Genomic DNA, 14,667 nt, shown 5'->3' with positions numbered 1-14,667 from the left:
GGTTTTGCCGAGGGTGTTCACCTCTTCCCATTCCGAACAGAGAAGTTAAGCCCCTCATGGCCGATGGTACTGCACAATCATGCGGGAGAGTAGGTAGCTGCCATACTTATTAAGAAAAGCCTTAGTATCTGTTTACTAAGGCTTTTTCTTTTTTCCCTCCTCACAGAAAAGCTGTTGAAGGAGCATCACTTTCAATGACGTTGAAAGATTTACATACAATTTTTACAGGTTCGTTAGAACTTCATCATATTATTTTCTGCTACTGCAGACTAAAGATCTTATGGTGGTTTTGCCGAGGGTGTTCACCTCTTCCCATTCCGAACAGAGAAGTTAAGCCCCTCATGGCCGATGGTACTGCACAATCATGCGGGAGAGTAGGTAGCTGCCATACTTATTAAAAAGAAGCCTTAGTGTTTATACACTAAGGCTTCTTTGTTTTATACTGATAACAGCCGATTCGGTAGTCATCTCCCTATATAATCATCTCCGGTAATCATCTTCCTAAATAAAAAATCCGGGCTTTACCCCGGATGTAATACTATTTTCTTTTCCTTTTTATATCATCATACCAGTGAGCAACATTTACAGCAACTCCCATGGTAAAATTGACCTGTTGGAAATATCGGTTCACATTATAGTTCTGGCCGTAATTATCCCAGGAGCCATTATTTAAAGGGACAGAGAACAACAGTTGTGATTGAAACTTCACATACCGATATCCCACTCTGACAGTGAAAGCAGGTTCATAAAAAACAACGGGTTTATCACCAACACGAAGGAAGTCAGCTTTGGCATTTTCATTGTTTTCAAAAGCTTTTGCTCCGAATTGACTGTTGTAAAAATTTACCATAGAGAAACGACTGGTAAAGATGGTTTCCACAATATGGTTTACGTACCCGATGCTCGGCTGCACAAATACCTTACTGAAGCGATTCTTTAGCAGATAGTCGTTAATGTTAGTCCCATCATTTGCATCAGGACGATGCGTAAATGTTCTAAAACCCCCGCTGCCATAACCTCCATACACATCAAATACCATTTGCTTCCGGGAACCAAAACCTTTGAAGTAGCCAACAGCACCTTCTACCATTCCTCCACGGATACGGTTGAAAAAAAGATCATCGGTATTGTTATTATTCTTATCTGGATTTATATCATCGAAACCCCAGAGATACTGCCCATTGGCCATAATAGCAATGTTGTCGCTAACTGCAAAAGCACCCTGTAAATTAGTAGGAGTAACACTGCCTTTAAATTCATAGCGTTCCTTTAGTGCAGGAGCATTTACCTGGTTAGGTACATAGATACGGTTGTTACAAGCACTCACAGCAAGGGTGGCTGCGCCCAACAAAAAAGCATAGATACGTGGTTGCATAAAAAGTTGTAGGTTATGTTTAATACAGTTTATCGGTTAAATGTCTGCTTATATAGCGGTGGATTCGCGTTTTATTAATTCTACCGGAAAGATATAATTTTTAGTCACTTTCACCGTCTCTTCCTGGTTGATTAGCTGAACAATTGTTTCCACTGCTTTCTGTCCCATGTTATATCCTGATTGTTCAATAGTGGTAAGAGAAGGGGAAATGATGCGTGAAGACAAATCATTGGAATAGCCTACCACTTTGATTTGCTGAGGAACCGCAATATTTCTTTTCCTGGCTTCCCGGATAAAGGCAACAGCAGAACTATCATTTGCCGCAAACATGCCATCCGGCATTTTATGCGCATCAAATAATTGTTGGGCTGCCACAGTACCGGAATCCATCGTTAAGTCATGTACATAAACAAGCTCCTCATCAAAAGGGATGTTATATTGTGCAAGGGCTTCCTTATAACCCGAAAGCCTTTGCTGGTATAGATTACAGGTGAGCTGTCCGGAGAAGTGTGCAATACGTTTGCAGCCTTGTTTGATGAGGTGTTCGGTAGCGAGAAAGCCTCCTTTAAAGTCATCTCCGGTAATGGTATAACCCTGGAAGTCGGTAGGTACGCGATCGTAGAATACCAGGGGAATATTGTTTTTAATGAATGGATTGAAGTGATCAAAATTAGTGGTGAACATAGAAGCTACTGCCAGCAAGCCATCTACGCGAAGCGAGTAGAAGGTATGGACCAGTTCTTTTTCCATCGCCACCGTTTCATCGGATTGGCCAATTACGATACTGAATCCATATTTATGTGCTTCATGCTGGATACCGCTGATAGCTGTGCTTTGAAAGTACATTGATGTACGGGGAACAATCAGGCCCAGGATATTTGACCGTTTTTTCCGTAAACTGGACGCAATCCAGTTTGGGACATATCCCATTTCAGTAGCCGCTTGCTGTACTTTTTCCCGCGTTTCCATGTTAATCAGTGGATTGTTTTGCAATGCACGGGACACGGTAGATGCAGACAGGTTAAGCTTACTGGCTATATCGTAAATCGTTATTTTGTTAGTCCGATCTTTCACTTTTTGAGGCTTCGTGAGTAAATAATGTAACGATATTAAGCTTTTTCCGGAAGAATTACTATGCTTTGAGGCATAGATTAACGAAAGCACCCTTTCCGTTTATAGCGGAAAGGGTGCGGTTATTTTCGTGTATTCCTGATCGTTATTTAGGATCGAGTGCTTTACCAATACGGGCAATCAGGTCCTGTATGTGGTTGCGGGTCATGGCATCGCCACCGGCTGCTGCAGCACGCAGTTCTGTTCTGAGTGCAATCAGCTGTGCGCGGCCAATACCAGCAGCATCTGATTTAGATGGATCTGCAGGTGCGGAGCCAAACATCGCTGCCATTGGATTTGCTGCCGGAGGATTTACCAGTTCTGTCAGGTTATCCACATAGGCGCGTTGCAGGTTTCTGCGATATACATCAATTGACTGATGTGTATATATTTCTGAGAAGATGGATTTTTTCAGGTCGCCCAACAATTCGGTTGGAGCATATGCCTGTGCACCTAACGCAGCTTCACTGCTGATCAGTTTTCTGAGGGTGTTACTGCTCATTAATCTGTCCAGCACTGGTTCCTGGCGGGAAATGATCATGGAAACGGCATCGCCGCCAAAGCGATTCAGCAGATCCTGGTTGATCAGCCATTTGGGTGTGGTGAACAGTTGTTTGTTCAGGAACTGAATGGCTTCTTTCTGTGTGGCTTTTGGTACATATTCATACACAGCGCCTTCCTGTTCTACAGTTTTAGGGGTTTCATAGATACCGCCTACGTTTTTAGCTACGTGGCCCATGTAACGACTAAACTGTCCGGCTATTTCTTTGTATAATTCGCCCAGGTTACCATATCCTTCGTTCTCCACCTTTGTCCAGGCAAGGAGATTAGGCATGATATATTGCAGATTTTTAATACCATAAGTACTTGCAATCATGGCATTGTCACCAAGGTCTTCGTTTTGTGATCTTGGGTCATCCGGATTACTTTCAGTACCGAACCAGTATTTTTTATCCTTCAGTTTTTCTACCGTCCATTTGTTCAGGATAGGGGTTTCGTCTTCAGGGGATTTAGCCTGTGGCAGCAGCTTGTAGCCCCATTGGATGGCCCATTTATCGTAGTAGTTGATGCGGGGGTAGAGGTCAGCGCCGTTGATGCCATCGCCAGGTTGTGCTACGTAGTTGAAACGCGCATAGTCCATGATAGAGGCAGCGTGTCCGTTTTGTTTTACCCACTCTTTATCGCGGAGTTTTTCAACAGGATAAGCGGAGCTGGAGCCAAAGTTATGGCGCAGACCGAGGGTATGACCAACTTCGTGAGAAGACACAAAGCGGATCAGTTCTCCCATCAGTTCATCGCTGAATTGCATATTGCGGGCACGTGGATCATTAGGAGAAGCCTGTACAAAATACCAGTTACGCAGTAAGCGCATTACGTTGTGGTACCAGTTGATATGGCTTTCGATGATTTCACCGGAGCGTGGATCGTGGATATGTGGACCGCTGGCATTAGGCACATCGGAAGGTTTATAAACGATGGCAGAGAAGCGGGCATCTTCGATAGACCAGGTAGAATCTTCCTGTGGTGTAGGGRCCATTTTAGCGATGATAGCATTTTTAAATCCGGCTTCTTCAAAAGCTTTTTGCCAGTCGTTAACCCCGAGGATCAGGTATTTACGCCATTTTTCCGGGGTAGCAGGATCGATGTAAAACACAATAGGTTTCACTGGTTCTACCAGTTCGCCGCGTTTGTATTTTTCCATGTCTTCCGGTTTTGGTTCCAGGCGCCAGCGGGTGATCATCTGAAGTTTTTTAACACCTTGAGGATCTGCATCGAAATCTGTTACGCTGGTGGTGAAGTAACCTACGCGTGGATCGTAGTAGCGCGGCTGCATGGGAACAGCAGGCAATAGTACTATAGAGCTGTTGAGTTCCACGGTAGCATTGCCACCTGGTGCAGGAGGCATACCGGGTCCGGCAGGGCCGCCACTTTTGCTATATGTTTTTACGGTTTTAATTTCTGTGTTCATTGGATAGGATTTTACATCAGAGATGTAAGATTTATCTGGTTGAACACCGCCGAGTTTTAGTGCATTTTTTATCTGGCCATCGAAGAACAGGATATCATTGTCGCCATTAATAAATTCGGTCAGATCAATGACGCTTCCATCATTATTTTTAGATAATGCTTTTACATCAAAAGCGGCTACAATGGGCTGCAGGTTAGAATTCCTTACAGAGGTAAACATAGGCTGCGTTGAGTCCTTTGATACATCTGAATAGGAGATATTTTTCAGGAAGATGCGATTGTTAGGACCTTTTTCAAAGCGAATCACATTTTCGTTGATGATATCCCCGCTATATCCCATCATCATGGCGCGGAGGCCAGCTGCGGATTTGGATATTCTGTTGACTACGAGTACATCTCTACCGATGAGTGCATCGGGTATTTCGAAGAAGAAGCGGTCATCTAGTTTATAGATATTGAATAAACCGGAGTCAGATTTTGCTTTATCGGTGATCACTTCTGCAAAAGGTTTAGGTCCGGGTTTAGGGCCTGGTTTGATCATTGGTGGCTTACCAGTTGAATCTTTGGCAGGTGCAGGAGTAGTTGGCGCAGCATTTTTGGAATGTTTTTTCCGCTGTGCTGTAGCAGGTTGTAAAACTGCAGTACTCAGGCAGAAGGCTCCTGCCATGGCGAGTATCAGTTTGTTTTGAAATGGTTTGCTCATTACAGTTTTAATAAGTGGTTTTTGATTTACTTGTTATGTTTTTTTAAAAACCTTTGCAAGTAAGTATATTAAGTATTAACTTATCAGGAAAATCCATAAGCGCAGTAAAGACTGTAGGAATGGAAAAAAAGGAGTAAAATTGAAAAGTAAATGTTAAAACAGTAGTTGCGGGGGCAACTTTTTTTATGTAACTATTTATTATTATAGCAGATAATAATTTTATATGGAGAAAGAAAGTAGTAGAAGATAATGCCCGCTATGCTATTGAATTTGGGGAAGAAGGGAGTAAAATATTCTATGTTCCGTTGCTAAATGCTATTAGCTTAGGCTGAAAGTGTTTACTGGCGCGGGAATAAATAAGTTATCAGAATTGTAAGATTTCTGTTGGAACATTTGAATTTTTTCTTAAATTGTGCGTCCAACTTTGAAAAAAATCAAACTATTTCAAGAATTGGGACAGTAACAATCAGTTGTGAAAACTGCGATATTGGTTTATTCGCTTATGTAAGTGTTTGCTCTAAAAAAATGAGTGGTCTAAAAGCCCTGTGGTGGGGCTTTTGTGTGTGAAAGTTAATTTTTGTGGGTTTTTTTGAGCTGCACTTGTTTTTTTGGACCAACCTTATAACTTTGCGAATCACTGATAAAAAACAGTAAATTGAGTGCGGAAGGGCATTCCACAATAAAGGGTATCGTAATCGTAATTAGTAATTAGTAACTTCTAACAAACAATAGTTTAATTTTTAACACTAAAATTTCAATCAACATGGCTGAGACTAAAACAACTGTGACTGCAGCTACAGCTAAGGCTTCTTCTCATCAACCTAAAAAGTCATCCAACCTGTTCGCTGCGTTGGCTGTGCCTATCTGTTTAGTGATAGGATTTCTGTTTTACTTTTTTGTATTAGGTAACCCAGCCAACTTCGTGGGTAACAATCCAGAAAGTCACCCAGTTGATTCTGGTATTGGTAAATGGTTTGGTACAGTTTACAAAGGTGGTCTGATCGTACCTATCCTGATTTCTGTGTTACTGGTTTGTCTGACATTCGTAATTGAGCGTTTCCTTTACCTGTCAAAAGCAAAAGGTAAATTCAGCGGTTCTGAGCTGGTACGTAAAGTACAGTATCACCTGGCTAACCGCAATATTGATGCAGCACTGGCAGAGTGTGACAAACAGAAAGGTTCTGTAGGTAACGTACTGAAAGCTGGTCTGAAAAAGTACAAAGAAATGGTTTCTAATACTGAGCTGGATACAGAGCAGAAGATTCTGACCATTAAAAACGAAATTGAAGAAACAACTGCATTGGAACTGCCAATGATGGAAAAGAACCTGGTGTTCTTATCTACTATTGCTTCCGTAGCTACCCTGTTAGGTCTGTTCGGTACAGTATTGGGTATGATCCGTGCGTTCGCAGCGATGTCTTCCGGTGGTGCACCAGACTCTGCACAGCTGGCAGGTGGTATCTCTGAAGCGTTGATCAACACTGCACTGGGTATCGGTACTTCTGCTGTAGCGATCATCATGTACAACTACTTTACTACTAACATCGATAGCATCACTTACGCTATTGACGAATCTGGCTTTACTTTAACACAGAGCTTTGCTGCTAATCACAAATAATCTGAGATTATTTTGTGGAAAGTAAGCGGTTTTGAATCTATTTAAAGTAAACCATAAAACAGAGTAAAGATGCCTAAAGTTAAAATGCCAAGGAAAAGCACCAACATTGACATGACAGCAATGTGTGATGTGGCTTTCCTGCTATTAACTTTCTTTATGCTGGCAACGAAGTTCAAACCGGATGAACCGGTAACGGTAGTTACCCCATCCTCTATTAACACCACCCTTTTGCCTGATTCTGATGTGTTATTGTTCACAGTAGATAAGGATGGTAGAGTGTTTTTCAGCATGGATGGCCAGCCTAAAAGAAGGAAGCTGATAGAAGATCTGAATACGCAGTATAAATTGGGTCTGGATGAGAAAGAAATCAAAAACTTTGTCACCGGAGCCAGCGTAGGAGCACCTATCAAAGATCTGAAAGCTTACCTGGCCCTCAGCGAGGAACAGCGTAAAACTTCTGGTCTGGATAAAGGAATACCTACAGATTCTGCCAGCGGAGAATTAGGAGCGTGGATTGAATATGGTAATGCAGCCCAGGGTACAAACCTCAATAAAGTGAAGTATTGTATTAAGGCAGATAACCAAACTCCTTATCCTAAGATCAAAGAAATCCTGGATACTTTCAAAAGAAAGAAAATCCAGAAGCTGAACCTGGTGACTAACCTGGAAGAAGCACCGAAAGGTACTGCTGCCTGGGAAGAACAACAGGCCGGTGGTAAACATAAGTAAACGACAGCAATTGCTTCCTGACCTGGAAGGCTGTTGATTTAAGTAACTAAAAAAATTGGCTACTATGGCAGAAATGGATACCAGTAGTAGTGGTGGGAAAGGGAAGAAACACGGTGGGACGAAATMCAAGAAACAGTCTACCCGTGTAGATATGACGCCCATGGTGGATTTAGGTTTTCTGTTGATTACCTTCTTCATGCTTACCACTACCATGTCCAAGCCCAAAACAATGGACTTGATCATGCCAAAAGATACCGAGAATGAGAAAGATCAGAACAAAGTAAAAGAAAGTACTGCTCTTACCATTTTACTCGGAAAAGATAATCGAGTTTACTATTACGAAGGTTTGGCGCAAGACCCTAATGCTTCTGCTAATCCTGACTTCTTCAAAGCAACAACTTTTGCTAATACCGGAGGAATCAGAGATGAGATCATCAAGAAGCGGGATGACGTTGCCAAACTGCGGAATGCAAAAGGTGAACCAGAAGACGTTGTAGTGATTATAAAGGCTGATGATCAGGCCAATTATAAGAACTTCGTTGATATCCTCGACGAAATGGCGATCAATAGAATTCAGCGTTACGCAACAGTAGACATCAGCGACCAGGATAAAAAATGGATCCAGTCTACCGAAGCAGCTAACGGTGTAACTTCTACTCCAGCGCCAGCTAAATAGTTTTGTGGAATAATTATTTTTTTGCATCCATAATAAAACAACAACAATGGATTCTGCTAAAGTCTTAAAGTCCGATTTTCTTGATATCCTGTTTGACKGCAGGAATAAGGATTATGGGGCGTACGATTTGCGGAGACAGTATAATAAGCGTGTGCGGAATGCCATTTTGGGAACCGCGTCATTGTTTGTAATATTCTTTGCAACGTACATGATAACACAGTGGGTAAAAGCTTCAGAAGGAGATAACCTGAAGAAGCCGGTGATACAGGAAATTAAGATGGAGGATGTGAAGTTGCCGGATGATCCGAAAACACCACCTCCGCCTCCACCACCGCCTGCGCCACCGCCACCGGTAAAACCGTCAGTACAATTTACTCCTCCGGTTATTAAGAAAGATAACGAAGTACCACCGGATGAGGAACCTCCAAAGCATGAGGACATCAAGGACAAAGCCATCAGTACTAAAACTGTAGAAGGTGATCCAAACGGTATCGATCCGGGATTACTGGAAGATAGTAAAGGTACCGGTGTAGTAACCGCTCCGGCTGCTCCTGCTAAAGAGGAAATCTTCACCTTCGTAGAACAACCTCCAACCTTCCCAGGTGGTGAGGAAGCACTGGCGAAGTACCTGAGCAAAAACATCCGTTACCCTCGCGTTGCGCAGGAAAATGGTATCTCCGGTACAGTATTCGTTCAGTTCGTAGTAGACTCCGAAGGAAACATTAAAGACGTTAAAACAGTAGGTGCCGCAAAAGGTGGTGGCCTGGAAGAAGAAGCTGTTCGCGTGGTGAAAACCATGCCTAAATGGAAAGCTGGTAAGCAAAATGGCCGCCAGGTTTCTGTACAGTTCAACCTCCCTATCCGCTTTACTTTGCAGGAGTAGTACTGTCTCAACATAATTTGTAAAAGTCCCGTTTCAACATCGTTGGAACGGGACTTTTGCTTTATAGCCCACGCTACTATCCCCAATTATCGTAAATTTGTGCCCTTTGGGAATAATCATAAACTAAAACAGGTATGCTGGGCAAACTAACCGGATTTGATGATACTATTGTAGCAGTGGCTACTGCACCAGGCCTTGGCGCCATCGCAGTAATACGGTTGAGCGGCCCCGGTACCTATGCCATCAGTAATAGCTTATTCCCAGCCAAAGACCTGACCCAACAGGCCAGCCATACCCTCCATTTCGGCAGCATCGTTTCAGAAGGACGGATGATTGATGAAGTAGTAGTTAGCTTGTATAAAGGCCCAGGGTCTTATACCGGCGAAGATGTGATAGAAATATCCTGCCATGGATCTCCCTATATCCAACAACAAATTATTGACGCCACCATAAAAGCCGGCGCACGCCTGGCTAAACCAGGGGAATTCACCCAGCGGGCTTTCCTCAACGGGAAATTAGACCTTACCCAGGCAGAATCCGTTGCTGACCTCATCGCCAGCAATTCGGCCGCTTCTCATCAAACGGCCATGCAGCAGATGCGCGGTGGGTTCTCCAAGGAATTACATGCCCTCCGTGAGCAATTAATCACCTTTTCCGCCCTTATTGAGCTCGAGTTGGACTTCAGTCAGGAAGATGTGGAGTTCGCCGATCGTACGGGCTTATATCGCCTTGTTTCAAATGCCACCGGTACCTTGCAACACCTGATCGACTCCTTCCGCATGGGAAATGTGATCAAAAATGGCGTTAATACCGCCATTGTTGGCAAGCCCAACGCCGGTAAATCTACCCTGCTCAATACCCTGCTCAATGAAAACCGCGCCATCGTCAGCGATATCGCCGGCACTACGCGCGATACCATTGAAGAAGTCCTCAATATCGATGGCATCCTTTTCCGCCTCATCGACACCGCCGGTATCCGCGAAAGCCTCGATACCATCGAAAGCATCGGCGTACAGAAAACAATGGAGAAAATCAAAGAGGCTGGTGTGGTTGTTTACCTGTTTGATGTGAATGAACTAACTGCTACGGATATACGTCAGCAGATTGAAGCTTTCGAAGCAGACAACATCAACTATCTTCTTGTCGGAAATAAAACAGACATCACTGGCGAAGCCGCCATTCGTACTAAGTTCGCTGACATCCCCGGCATTCTTTTCATCTCTGCAAAAAATCATGCACACATACAGGAACTGAAAGATGCCCTGGTACATAAAGTAATAGCAGGTGATGTTAATACAGAAGATACTATCGTTACCAATGCCAGACATTATGCAGCACTGAAGGAAGTACTGAAATCACTGCAGGATGTAAAGGAGGGAATGGATAACGGATTGCCGGGAGACTTGCTGGCACTGGATATCCGGCTTTGTTTGCATTATCTTGGAGAGATTACAGGAGAAGTGACAAATGAGGATAGGTTGGATTATATATTTAGTAAGTTTTGTATCGGGAAGTAAGCCCTTTCTTTTATTTATAGCTACTTTTCTTTATTTACCTAACGTAATGCGTATCAGTGTTGCATCTTGACAGGATGCTTGGGTTTTCCTTTGTTTTGTTGTTGATCCATAAACGACCAAATCAGTAATAAGATACGGTACATGGGGAAATAATGGCAATAATTAATTGGCAGCCTAAGAGCGTAATAGACCAGTTTAGTTCATCTCCAAACATTTGTTCCAATTCCGATGATTATTTTTATCGTTATTTCCCGGCCAATACATTAAGCCGTTAGCTTCATTTTGTTTTTATTTTTGATGTGTTACTTTTATCAAAAAACCAGCCATGGGCAACGATCAAATTTTAATATATCAGCATCCAAACGGAGAAACAACCATTGATGTAAAGTTAGAACATGAGACAGTTTGGTTGACCCAAGCTCAGATTGTCGACTTGTTTCAATCCAGTAGAGCCAATATAAGTGAGCACATTAAACATATATATKGTTCTAATGAACTAGGCCAGGAAGCAACTATTCGGAAATTCCGAACAGTTCGACAAGAAGGGAAACGGTCTGTCAGCAGGGAGTTGGAACACTATAACCTGGATATGATTATATCAATTGGTTACAGAGTCAATTCAGTAAGAGGAACGCAATTTCGTATCTGGGCAAATAAAGTGCTGAAAGAATATCTGGTGAATGGGTATGCTATCGATAAAAATCGTTTTCAGGAACAGTCCCGTCAATTAGACGAGTTAAAGCAAACGGTGAAGTTGCTTGGGAATGTAATGGAGAACACTGATGAGGTAACCGGTTTACTGAAGGTGATCACAGATTACACTTATGCGCTGGATGTGCTGGATCAGTATGACCATCAGGTGCTTCAAATTGAATCAATAACTACTGAGAACTTATTTGAAATAACATATTATACTGCCATAGGGGCTATCAAAGGTCTTCGGGATAAGTTCGGAGGAAGTAGTTTGTTTGGGAATGAAAAGGATGAATCTTTTCAGGGGTCATTGGCTGCTATCTATCAGACATTTGGTGGACAGCATCTTTATCCAAGTGTGGAAGAGAAGGCGGCCAATCTCTTATATTTCGTTATTAAGAATCATTCTTTTTCAGATGGGAACAAGCGTATTGCTGCGTTCTTATTCGTTTGGTTTTTAGATAAGAATAGTATTCTTTATCATTCAGATGGTTCAAAGAAGATTGGAGACAACGCTTTGGTAGCATTAACGCTGATGATTGCAGAGTCAAAACCTGATGAAAAAGAGATGATGATTAAAGTTGTTGTGAATCTGATAAATCTTAGGAATTAATTTTTGTTTCTAGTTCGCGAGCTGACAATTTAATTGTGTTTACAAAATTATAATGTTTGCGATTCGTAAACAGACAGAAAGTATAAACAGCCATTTAATAACAATGCGTATGATAGATATGTCTTATGAGCTAGAAAAGAGTATTTGGACGGAAGATGACTTTGAAATTATGGGCTGGCATGATTCGCAGATCTATAAAATGGCCCTAAAGGAGGACCTTGAATTTGATATTGACTATATATTAAAATGGAATCAGCCGGATCTTGAGGGGTTACCTTTTACATTCTGGGTTGCACCTGCAACATTGGTTTTTAAAAAAGCGAAAATCCTTTCTTTTGACTTTGAAATAGCAATGGAAGATGTTTTTGAGATTGACTATATAGAAAAACAAGTAGAAGAAGATAAAACGACATGGCTAATTGTTACTCAACGGGGTGAAATTGAATTTACCTGTGAGGGATTTAATCAGTACATTCGTCAGAAGCCACTATTTCAATTTGGCCAAACAGTTCCATACAGAGAAAGAAGGGGAACTTCCCTGGAAAGAGTGCAGCTTCAGCATAATAGCTATTTATCAAGTAAAGAGTACCTCGAAGCTCTAGAGAAAACCTTTGGGCATTATGAGAACGTCAAGAAACGGCACATGAAGAGGCAGGAGATGAAAGAGTTAACCTTACATAGGGAAAATCATCAAATAGCAACTAACGAATATCTTCTTAAGAAAAAGGAGATAAATGAAATGATAGATTTTTATGATTATTGGTTAAAGGGAACAGACTTTGAAAAATGGTAACAGATACCCATCTGCCCGAAATTCGGTTATTGGGTATAGCGCCTTTTGAATAACTTTGGGAATCTCGCAGGAATTTTGAAATAATTCCTTAACGCTATTCCCAATCCCACTGATCATTGATAGACTTTCGCCAGGCGCTTTTTCCGAAAGACAAGTGATAAAGCTCATTTACACTAGGGTCGATTTTAGTTATTTTTTCAAGACTAACCAGTTTGGAATCTTTGAGATCAGGCTCTTGTTCACTATGAAACTGCCACGCACCATCATCATTATGGTAAACATACAAAATAGGTTTACCTTCTAAAACCTGACTTGTCGTAAATACTGCTACGTTTCTCTCCTCATAGAATTTGAAATCCAGGTTCCTATCAAGAAGTGGCTGTTTAAATTTCCAGTCAGGATTGAACCCTTCCTCCCAGGGAAATAGCGGATGTCTATCCGGCCATACCATTTGTAACGCTGGGTAATCTTCAGTATGATAGAAAATATTACATATTGCCATGTAATCAGAGTGATATGACTTATCTACAGTCAGAAACTGGATAGGATAATTTTTTATAAATTCCTCGTAAAGCGTACCTGCATGTAGGTGGCTACCATCTTTTATTGATGCACAAACATTATTTAACAGATTACCTAATAGTTCGATTGACAATCCAAAGCATATAATTTCCGGATGTTTGAATCTTTGAAATAGTCCGATTGTATAAGCGTAAGCAGGTAAATAATCATCAGATTCTACCTGAATAATATAGCATCCATATTGGTCAATTTTATCTTGTATTTCTTTGCGGGAAATAGGACCGCTGTCGAGTGGATCGGGAGTCAAAAGTTTTATTTTTAAGGTGTTTTAAATTAATAGTTAAGTGCCCGGTTTAAAATAACGAGTACATTAATCAAGACCAGGTTTGTTATTGTACAGGTTGGCGATGTCCATTCGCTCCGCAAAATCCTCAAAGCTATGCTCAAATTTTATTGAATTGAAGATTTTTGCTACTAACGAAGCCTTCGCTGGGTGAATGATTTTACAACCTTCGAACTCATAATTATCGAAGTAACTCCCAAATGTTTTAAGCAGTGTGCTATAGGAAATAAACCCTCTTTCTGTGACGCTTCTGAATAGTCTGCGGGTTTTTTTATATATAACATAGTAGTCCGCAGGTGGCATAACGTTTGGAATATGCTCTGTCCAGGTTGCAACGGTAATGGCATTCCCATGCTCCTTCGTCTTAAAATAGAAAATACGGGGTACAAAGTAAGCTTCACCTAATTGCTGTTGAAGATTCTTACGATTAAAATTATATCGCCATGACTGATTGGTCAGATCTAATGGGTAGTAACAAGTATCCTGATCAAAATGATCTTTGGAGGTGAGTAAATTAAAGTCTGACCAGCATTTATATAGGCTATCGGCTGATGGTTGATGTGGATAATCGACTTCTGCTCCAAATTGTGGATTGAATACAAATAGGTCTAAGTCTTTTAGTAGCTTAGAAACAATTGGAAAGGCTTCTTTCCCAAAGAAGTCAGGCCGTAAATAGTTTATATTAAATAGGAAGTTCGTTTTTTCAAATTCTTCAAAATCTCCATCATCTTCTTCACCATGAGTCGGTTTTTCATACTCAAAGCAAAAGTATACGTCAGTTTCGGTATTCTCATACCACCATCTATTTGTGTTAGGATCATTGGGTATTGACAGGTTAACAGCCAGGTATTTACTAATGTCTTCTTTTGATATTACAGCATTTTTCCTTTTATAGAAAAAGAGGTCAAAACTCATGAATGATAGGTATTAAATTTCGATTATGGGATCATCTAAGATATCTTCTCTTCTCTAATCTTCCAAACATTGTCATTATTTAGTACGTTTAAGTACCCATTTAATGGGTTAACCTATAAACGATGACAGCCCAGGAACAAGTCAAGGACGTACTCTTTATGATCAGAGTTGCGGAAACAAGTGTATTCATTCCGAAAATATCTTACAAT

Annotated in this window: 12 protein-coding genes and 2 rRNA genes; 9 read left to right on the top strand and 5 right to left on the bottom strand. The window is 41.4% G+C overall.

Annotated elements, in window-relative coordinates:
* A 5S ribosomal RNA gene (rrf, locus tag AC1DFM_RS07235) occupies nt 1-106 on the top strand; the annotation flags it as partial.
* Nucleotides 107-279: 173 nt separating this feature from the next.
* A 5S ribosomal RNA gene (gene rrf, locus AC1DFM_RS07230) occupies nt 280-391 on the top strand.
* A gap of 147 nt (nt 392-538) precedes the next feature.
* Here the strand turns inward: rrf (AC1DFM_RS07230) and AC1DFM_RS07225 are convergent.
* The 3 genes from AC1DFM_RS07225 to AC1DFM_RS07215 all read right to left on the bottom strand — a co-directional run bounded on the left by AC1DFM_RS07225 (nt 539) and on the right by AC1DFM_RS07215 (nt 5,156).
* Nucleotides 539-1,375 (bottom strand): hypothetical protein, encoded by an 837-nt coding sequence (locus AC1DFM_RS07225; protein ID WP_477076029.1) that lies wholly within the window; start codon nt 1,373-1,375, stop codon nt 539-541.
* Nucleotides 1,376-1,423: 48 nt separating this feature from the next.
* Nucleotides 1,424-2,449 carry a LacI family DNA-binding transcriptional regulator gene (locus AC1DFM_RS07220; protein WP_477076028.1) on the bottom strand — a complete coding sequence of 342 codons (1,026 nt, stop codon included), beginning with the start codon at nt 2,447-2,449 and terminating at the stop codon, nt 1,424-1,426.
* Nucleotides 2,450-2,591: 142 nt separating this feature from the next.
* Nucleotides 2,592-5,156 carry a zinc-dependent metalloprotease gene (locus AC1DFM_RS07215; protein WP_477076027.1) on the bottom strand — a complete coding sequence of 855 codons (2,565 nt, stop codon included), beginning with the start codon at nt 5,154-5,156 and terminating at the stop codon, nt 2,592-2,594.
* A gap of 763 nt (nt 5,157-5,919) precedes the next feature.
* Between AC1DFM_RS07215 and AC1DFM_RS07210 the strand changes: the two genes are divergently transcribed.
* From AC1DFM_RS07210 to AC1DFM_RS07180, 7 genes are all read left to right on the top strand, one after another.
* The gene (locus tag AC1DFM_RS07210; RefSeq protein ID WP_477076026.1) at nt 5,920-6,774 is read left to right on the top strand and encodes a MotA/TolQ/ExbB proton channel family protein; all 855 of its coding nucleotides are present in this window, start codon (nt 5,920-5,922) and stop codon (nt 6,772-6,774) included.
* 69 nt (nt 6,775-6,843) lie between these two features.
* Nucleotides 6,844-7,503, top strand: coding sequence for an ExbD/TolR family protein (locus AC1DFM_RS07205; RefSeq protein ID WP_477076025.1), 660 nt, complete (start codon nt 6,844-6,846; stop codon nt 7,501-7,503).
* Nucleotides 7,504-7,567: 64 nt separating this feature from the next.
* On the top strand, nt 7,568-8,179 hold the full coding sequence (locus AC1DFM_RS07200) for an ExbD/TolR family protein (protein WP_477076024.1): 612 nt from the start codon (nt 7,568-7,570) through the stop codon (nt 8,177-8,179).
* 208 nt (nt 8,180-8,387) lie between these two features.
* Nucleotides 8,388-9,062, top strand: a complete 675-nt coding sequence (locus tag AC1DFM_RS07195) for an energy transducer TonB (RefSeq protein ID WP_477076023.1) — start codon at nt 8,388-8,390, stop codon at nt 9,060-9,062.
* A 134-nt stretch (nt 9,063-9,196) separates the two neighbouring features.
* Nucleotides 9,197-10,579, top strand: a complete 1,383-nt coding sequence (mnmE, locus tag AC1DFM_RS07190) for a tRNA uridine-5-carboxymethylaminomethyl(34) synthesis GTPase MnmE (protein ID WP_477076022.1) — start codon at nt 9,197-9,199, stop codon at nt 10,577-10,579.
* Nucleotides 10,580-10,904: 325 nt separating this feature from the next.
* A complete protein-coding gene (locus AC1DFM_RS07185; protein WP_477076021.1) occupies nt 10,905-11,885 on the top strand; it encodes a virulence RhuM family protein/type II toxin-antitoxin system death-on-curing family toxin in 981 nt (326 codons plus the stop codon).
* 52 nt (nt 11,886-11,937) lie between these two features.
* Nucleotides 11,938-12,678 (top strand): hypothetical protein, encoded by a 741-nt coding sequence (locus AC1DFM_RS07180; protein WP_477076020.1) that lies wholly within the window; start codon nt 11,938-11,940, stop codon nt 12,676-12,678.
* A gap of 94 nt (nt 12,679-12,772) precedes the next feature.
* On the opposite strand, the gene AC1DFM_RS07175 is transcribed toward AC1DFM_RS07180, so the two are convergent.
* Complete coding sequence (locus tag AC1DFM_RS07175; RefSeq protein WP_477076019.1) at nt 12,773-13,507, bottom strand: DUF4262 domain-containing protein; 735 nt, start codon at nt 13,505-13,507, stop codon at nt 12,773-12,775.
* Between the two features lie 63 nt (nt 13,508-13,570).
* Nucleotides 13,571-14,458, bottom strand: a complete 888-nt coding sequence (locus AC1DFM_RS07170; protein ID WP_477076018.1) for a hypothetical protein — start codon at nt 14,456-14,458, stop codon at nt 13,571-13,573.
* Nucleotides 14,459-14,667 lie beyond the last annotated feature (209 nt).

Source organism: Chitinophaga sp. 05T412 (genome assembly GCF_056396465.1).
Note: the sequence above shows the minus strand (reverse complement) of the source record. Positions and strands in the feature narration are given on the sequence as shown.

Excerpts from the sequence above, each read along its gene's own strand:
- AC1DFM_RS07225 (WP_477076029.1), bottom strand. The coding sequence starts at position 1,375 with ATGCAACCACGTATCTATGCTTTTTTGTTGGGCGCAGCCACCCTTGCT.
- AC1DFM_RS07210 (WP_477076026.1), top strand. The coding sequence starts at position 5,920 with ATGGCTGAGACTAAAACAACTGTGACTGCAGCTACAGCTAAGGCTTCT.
- AC1DFM_RS07205 (WP_477076025.1), top strand. The coding sequence starts at position 6,844 with ATGCCTAAAGTTAAAATGCCAAGGAAAAGCACCAACATTGACATGACA.
- AC1DFM_RS07195 (WP_477076023.1), top strand. The coding sequence starts at position 8,388 with ATGATAACACAGTGGGTAAAAGCTTCAGAAGGAGATAACCTGAAGAAG.
- mnmE (WP_477076022.1), top strand. The coding sequence starts at position 9,197 with ATGCTGGGCAAACTAACCGGATTTGATGATACTATTGTAGCAGTGGCT.
- AC1DFM_RS07180 (WP_477076020.1), top strand. The coding sequence starts at position 11,938 with ATGTTTGCGATTCGTAAACAGACAGAAAGTATAAACAGCCATTTAATA.
- AC1DFM_RS07170 (WP_477076018.1), bottom strand. The coding sequence starts at position 14,458 with ATGAGTTTTGACCTCTTTTTCTATAAAAGGAAAAATGCTGTAATATCA.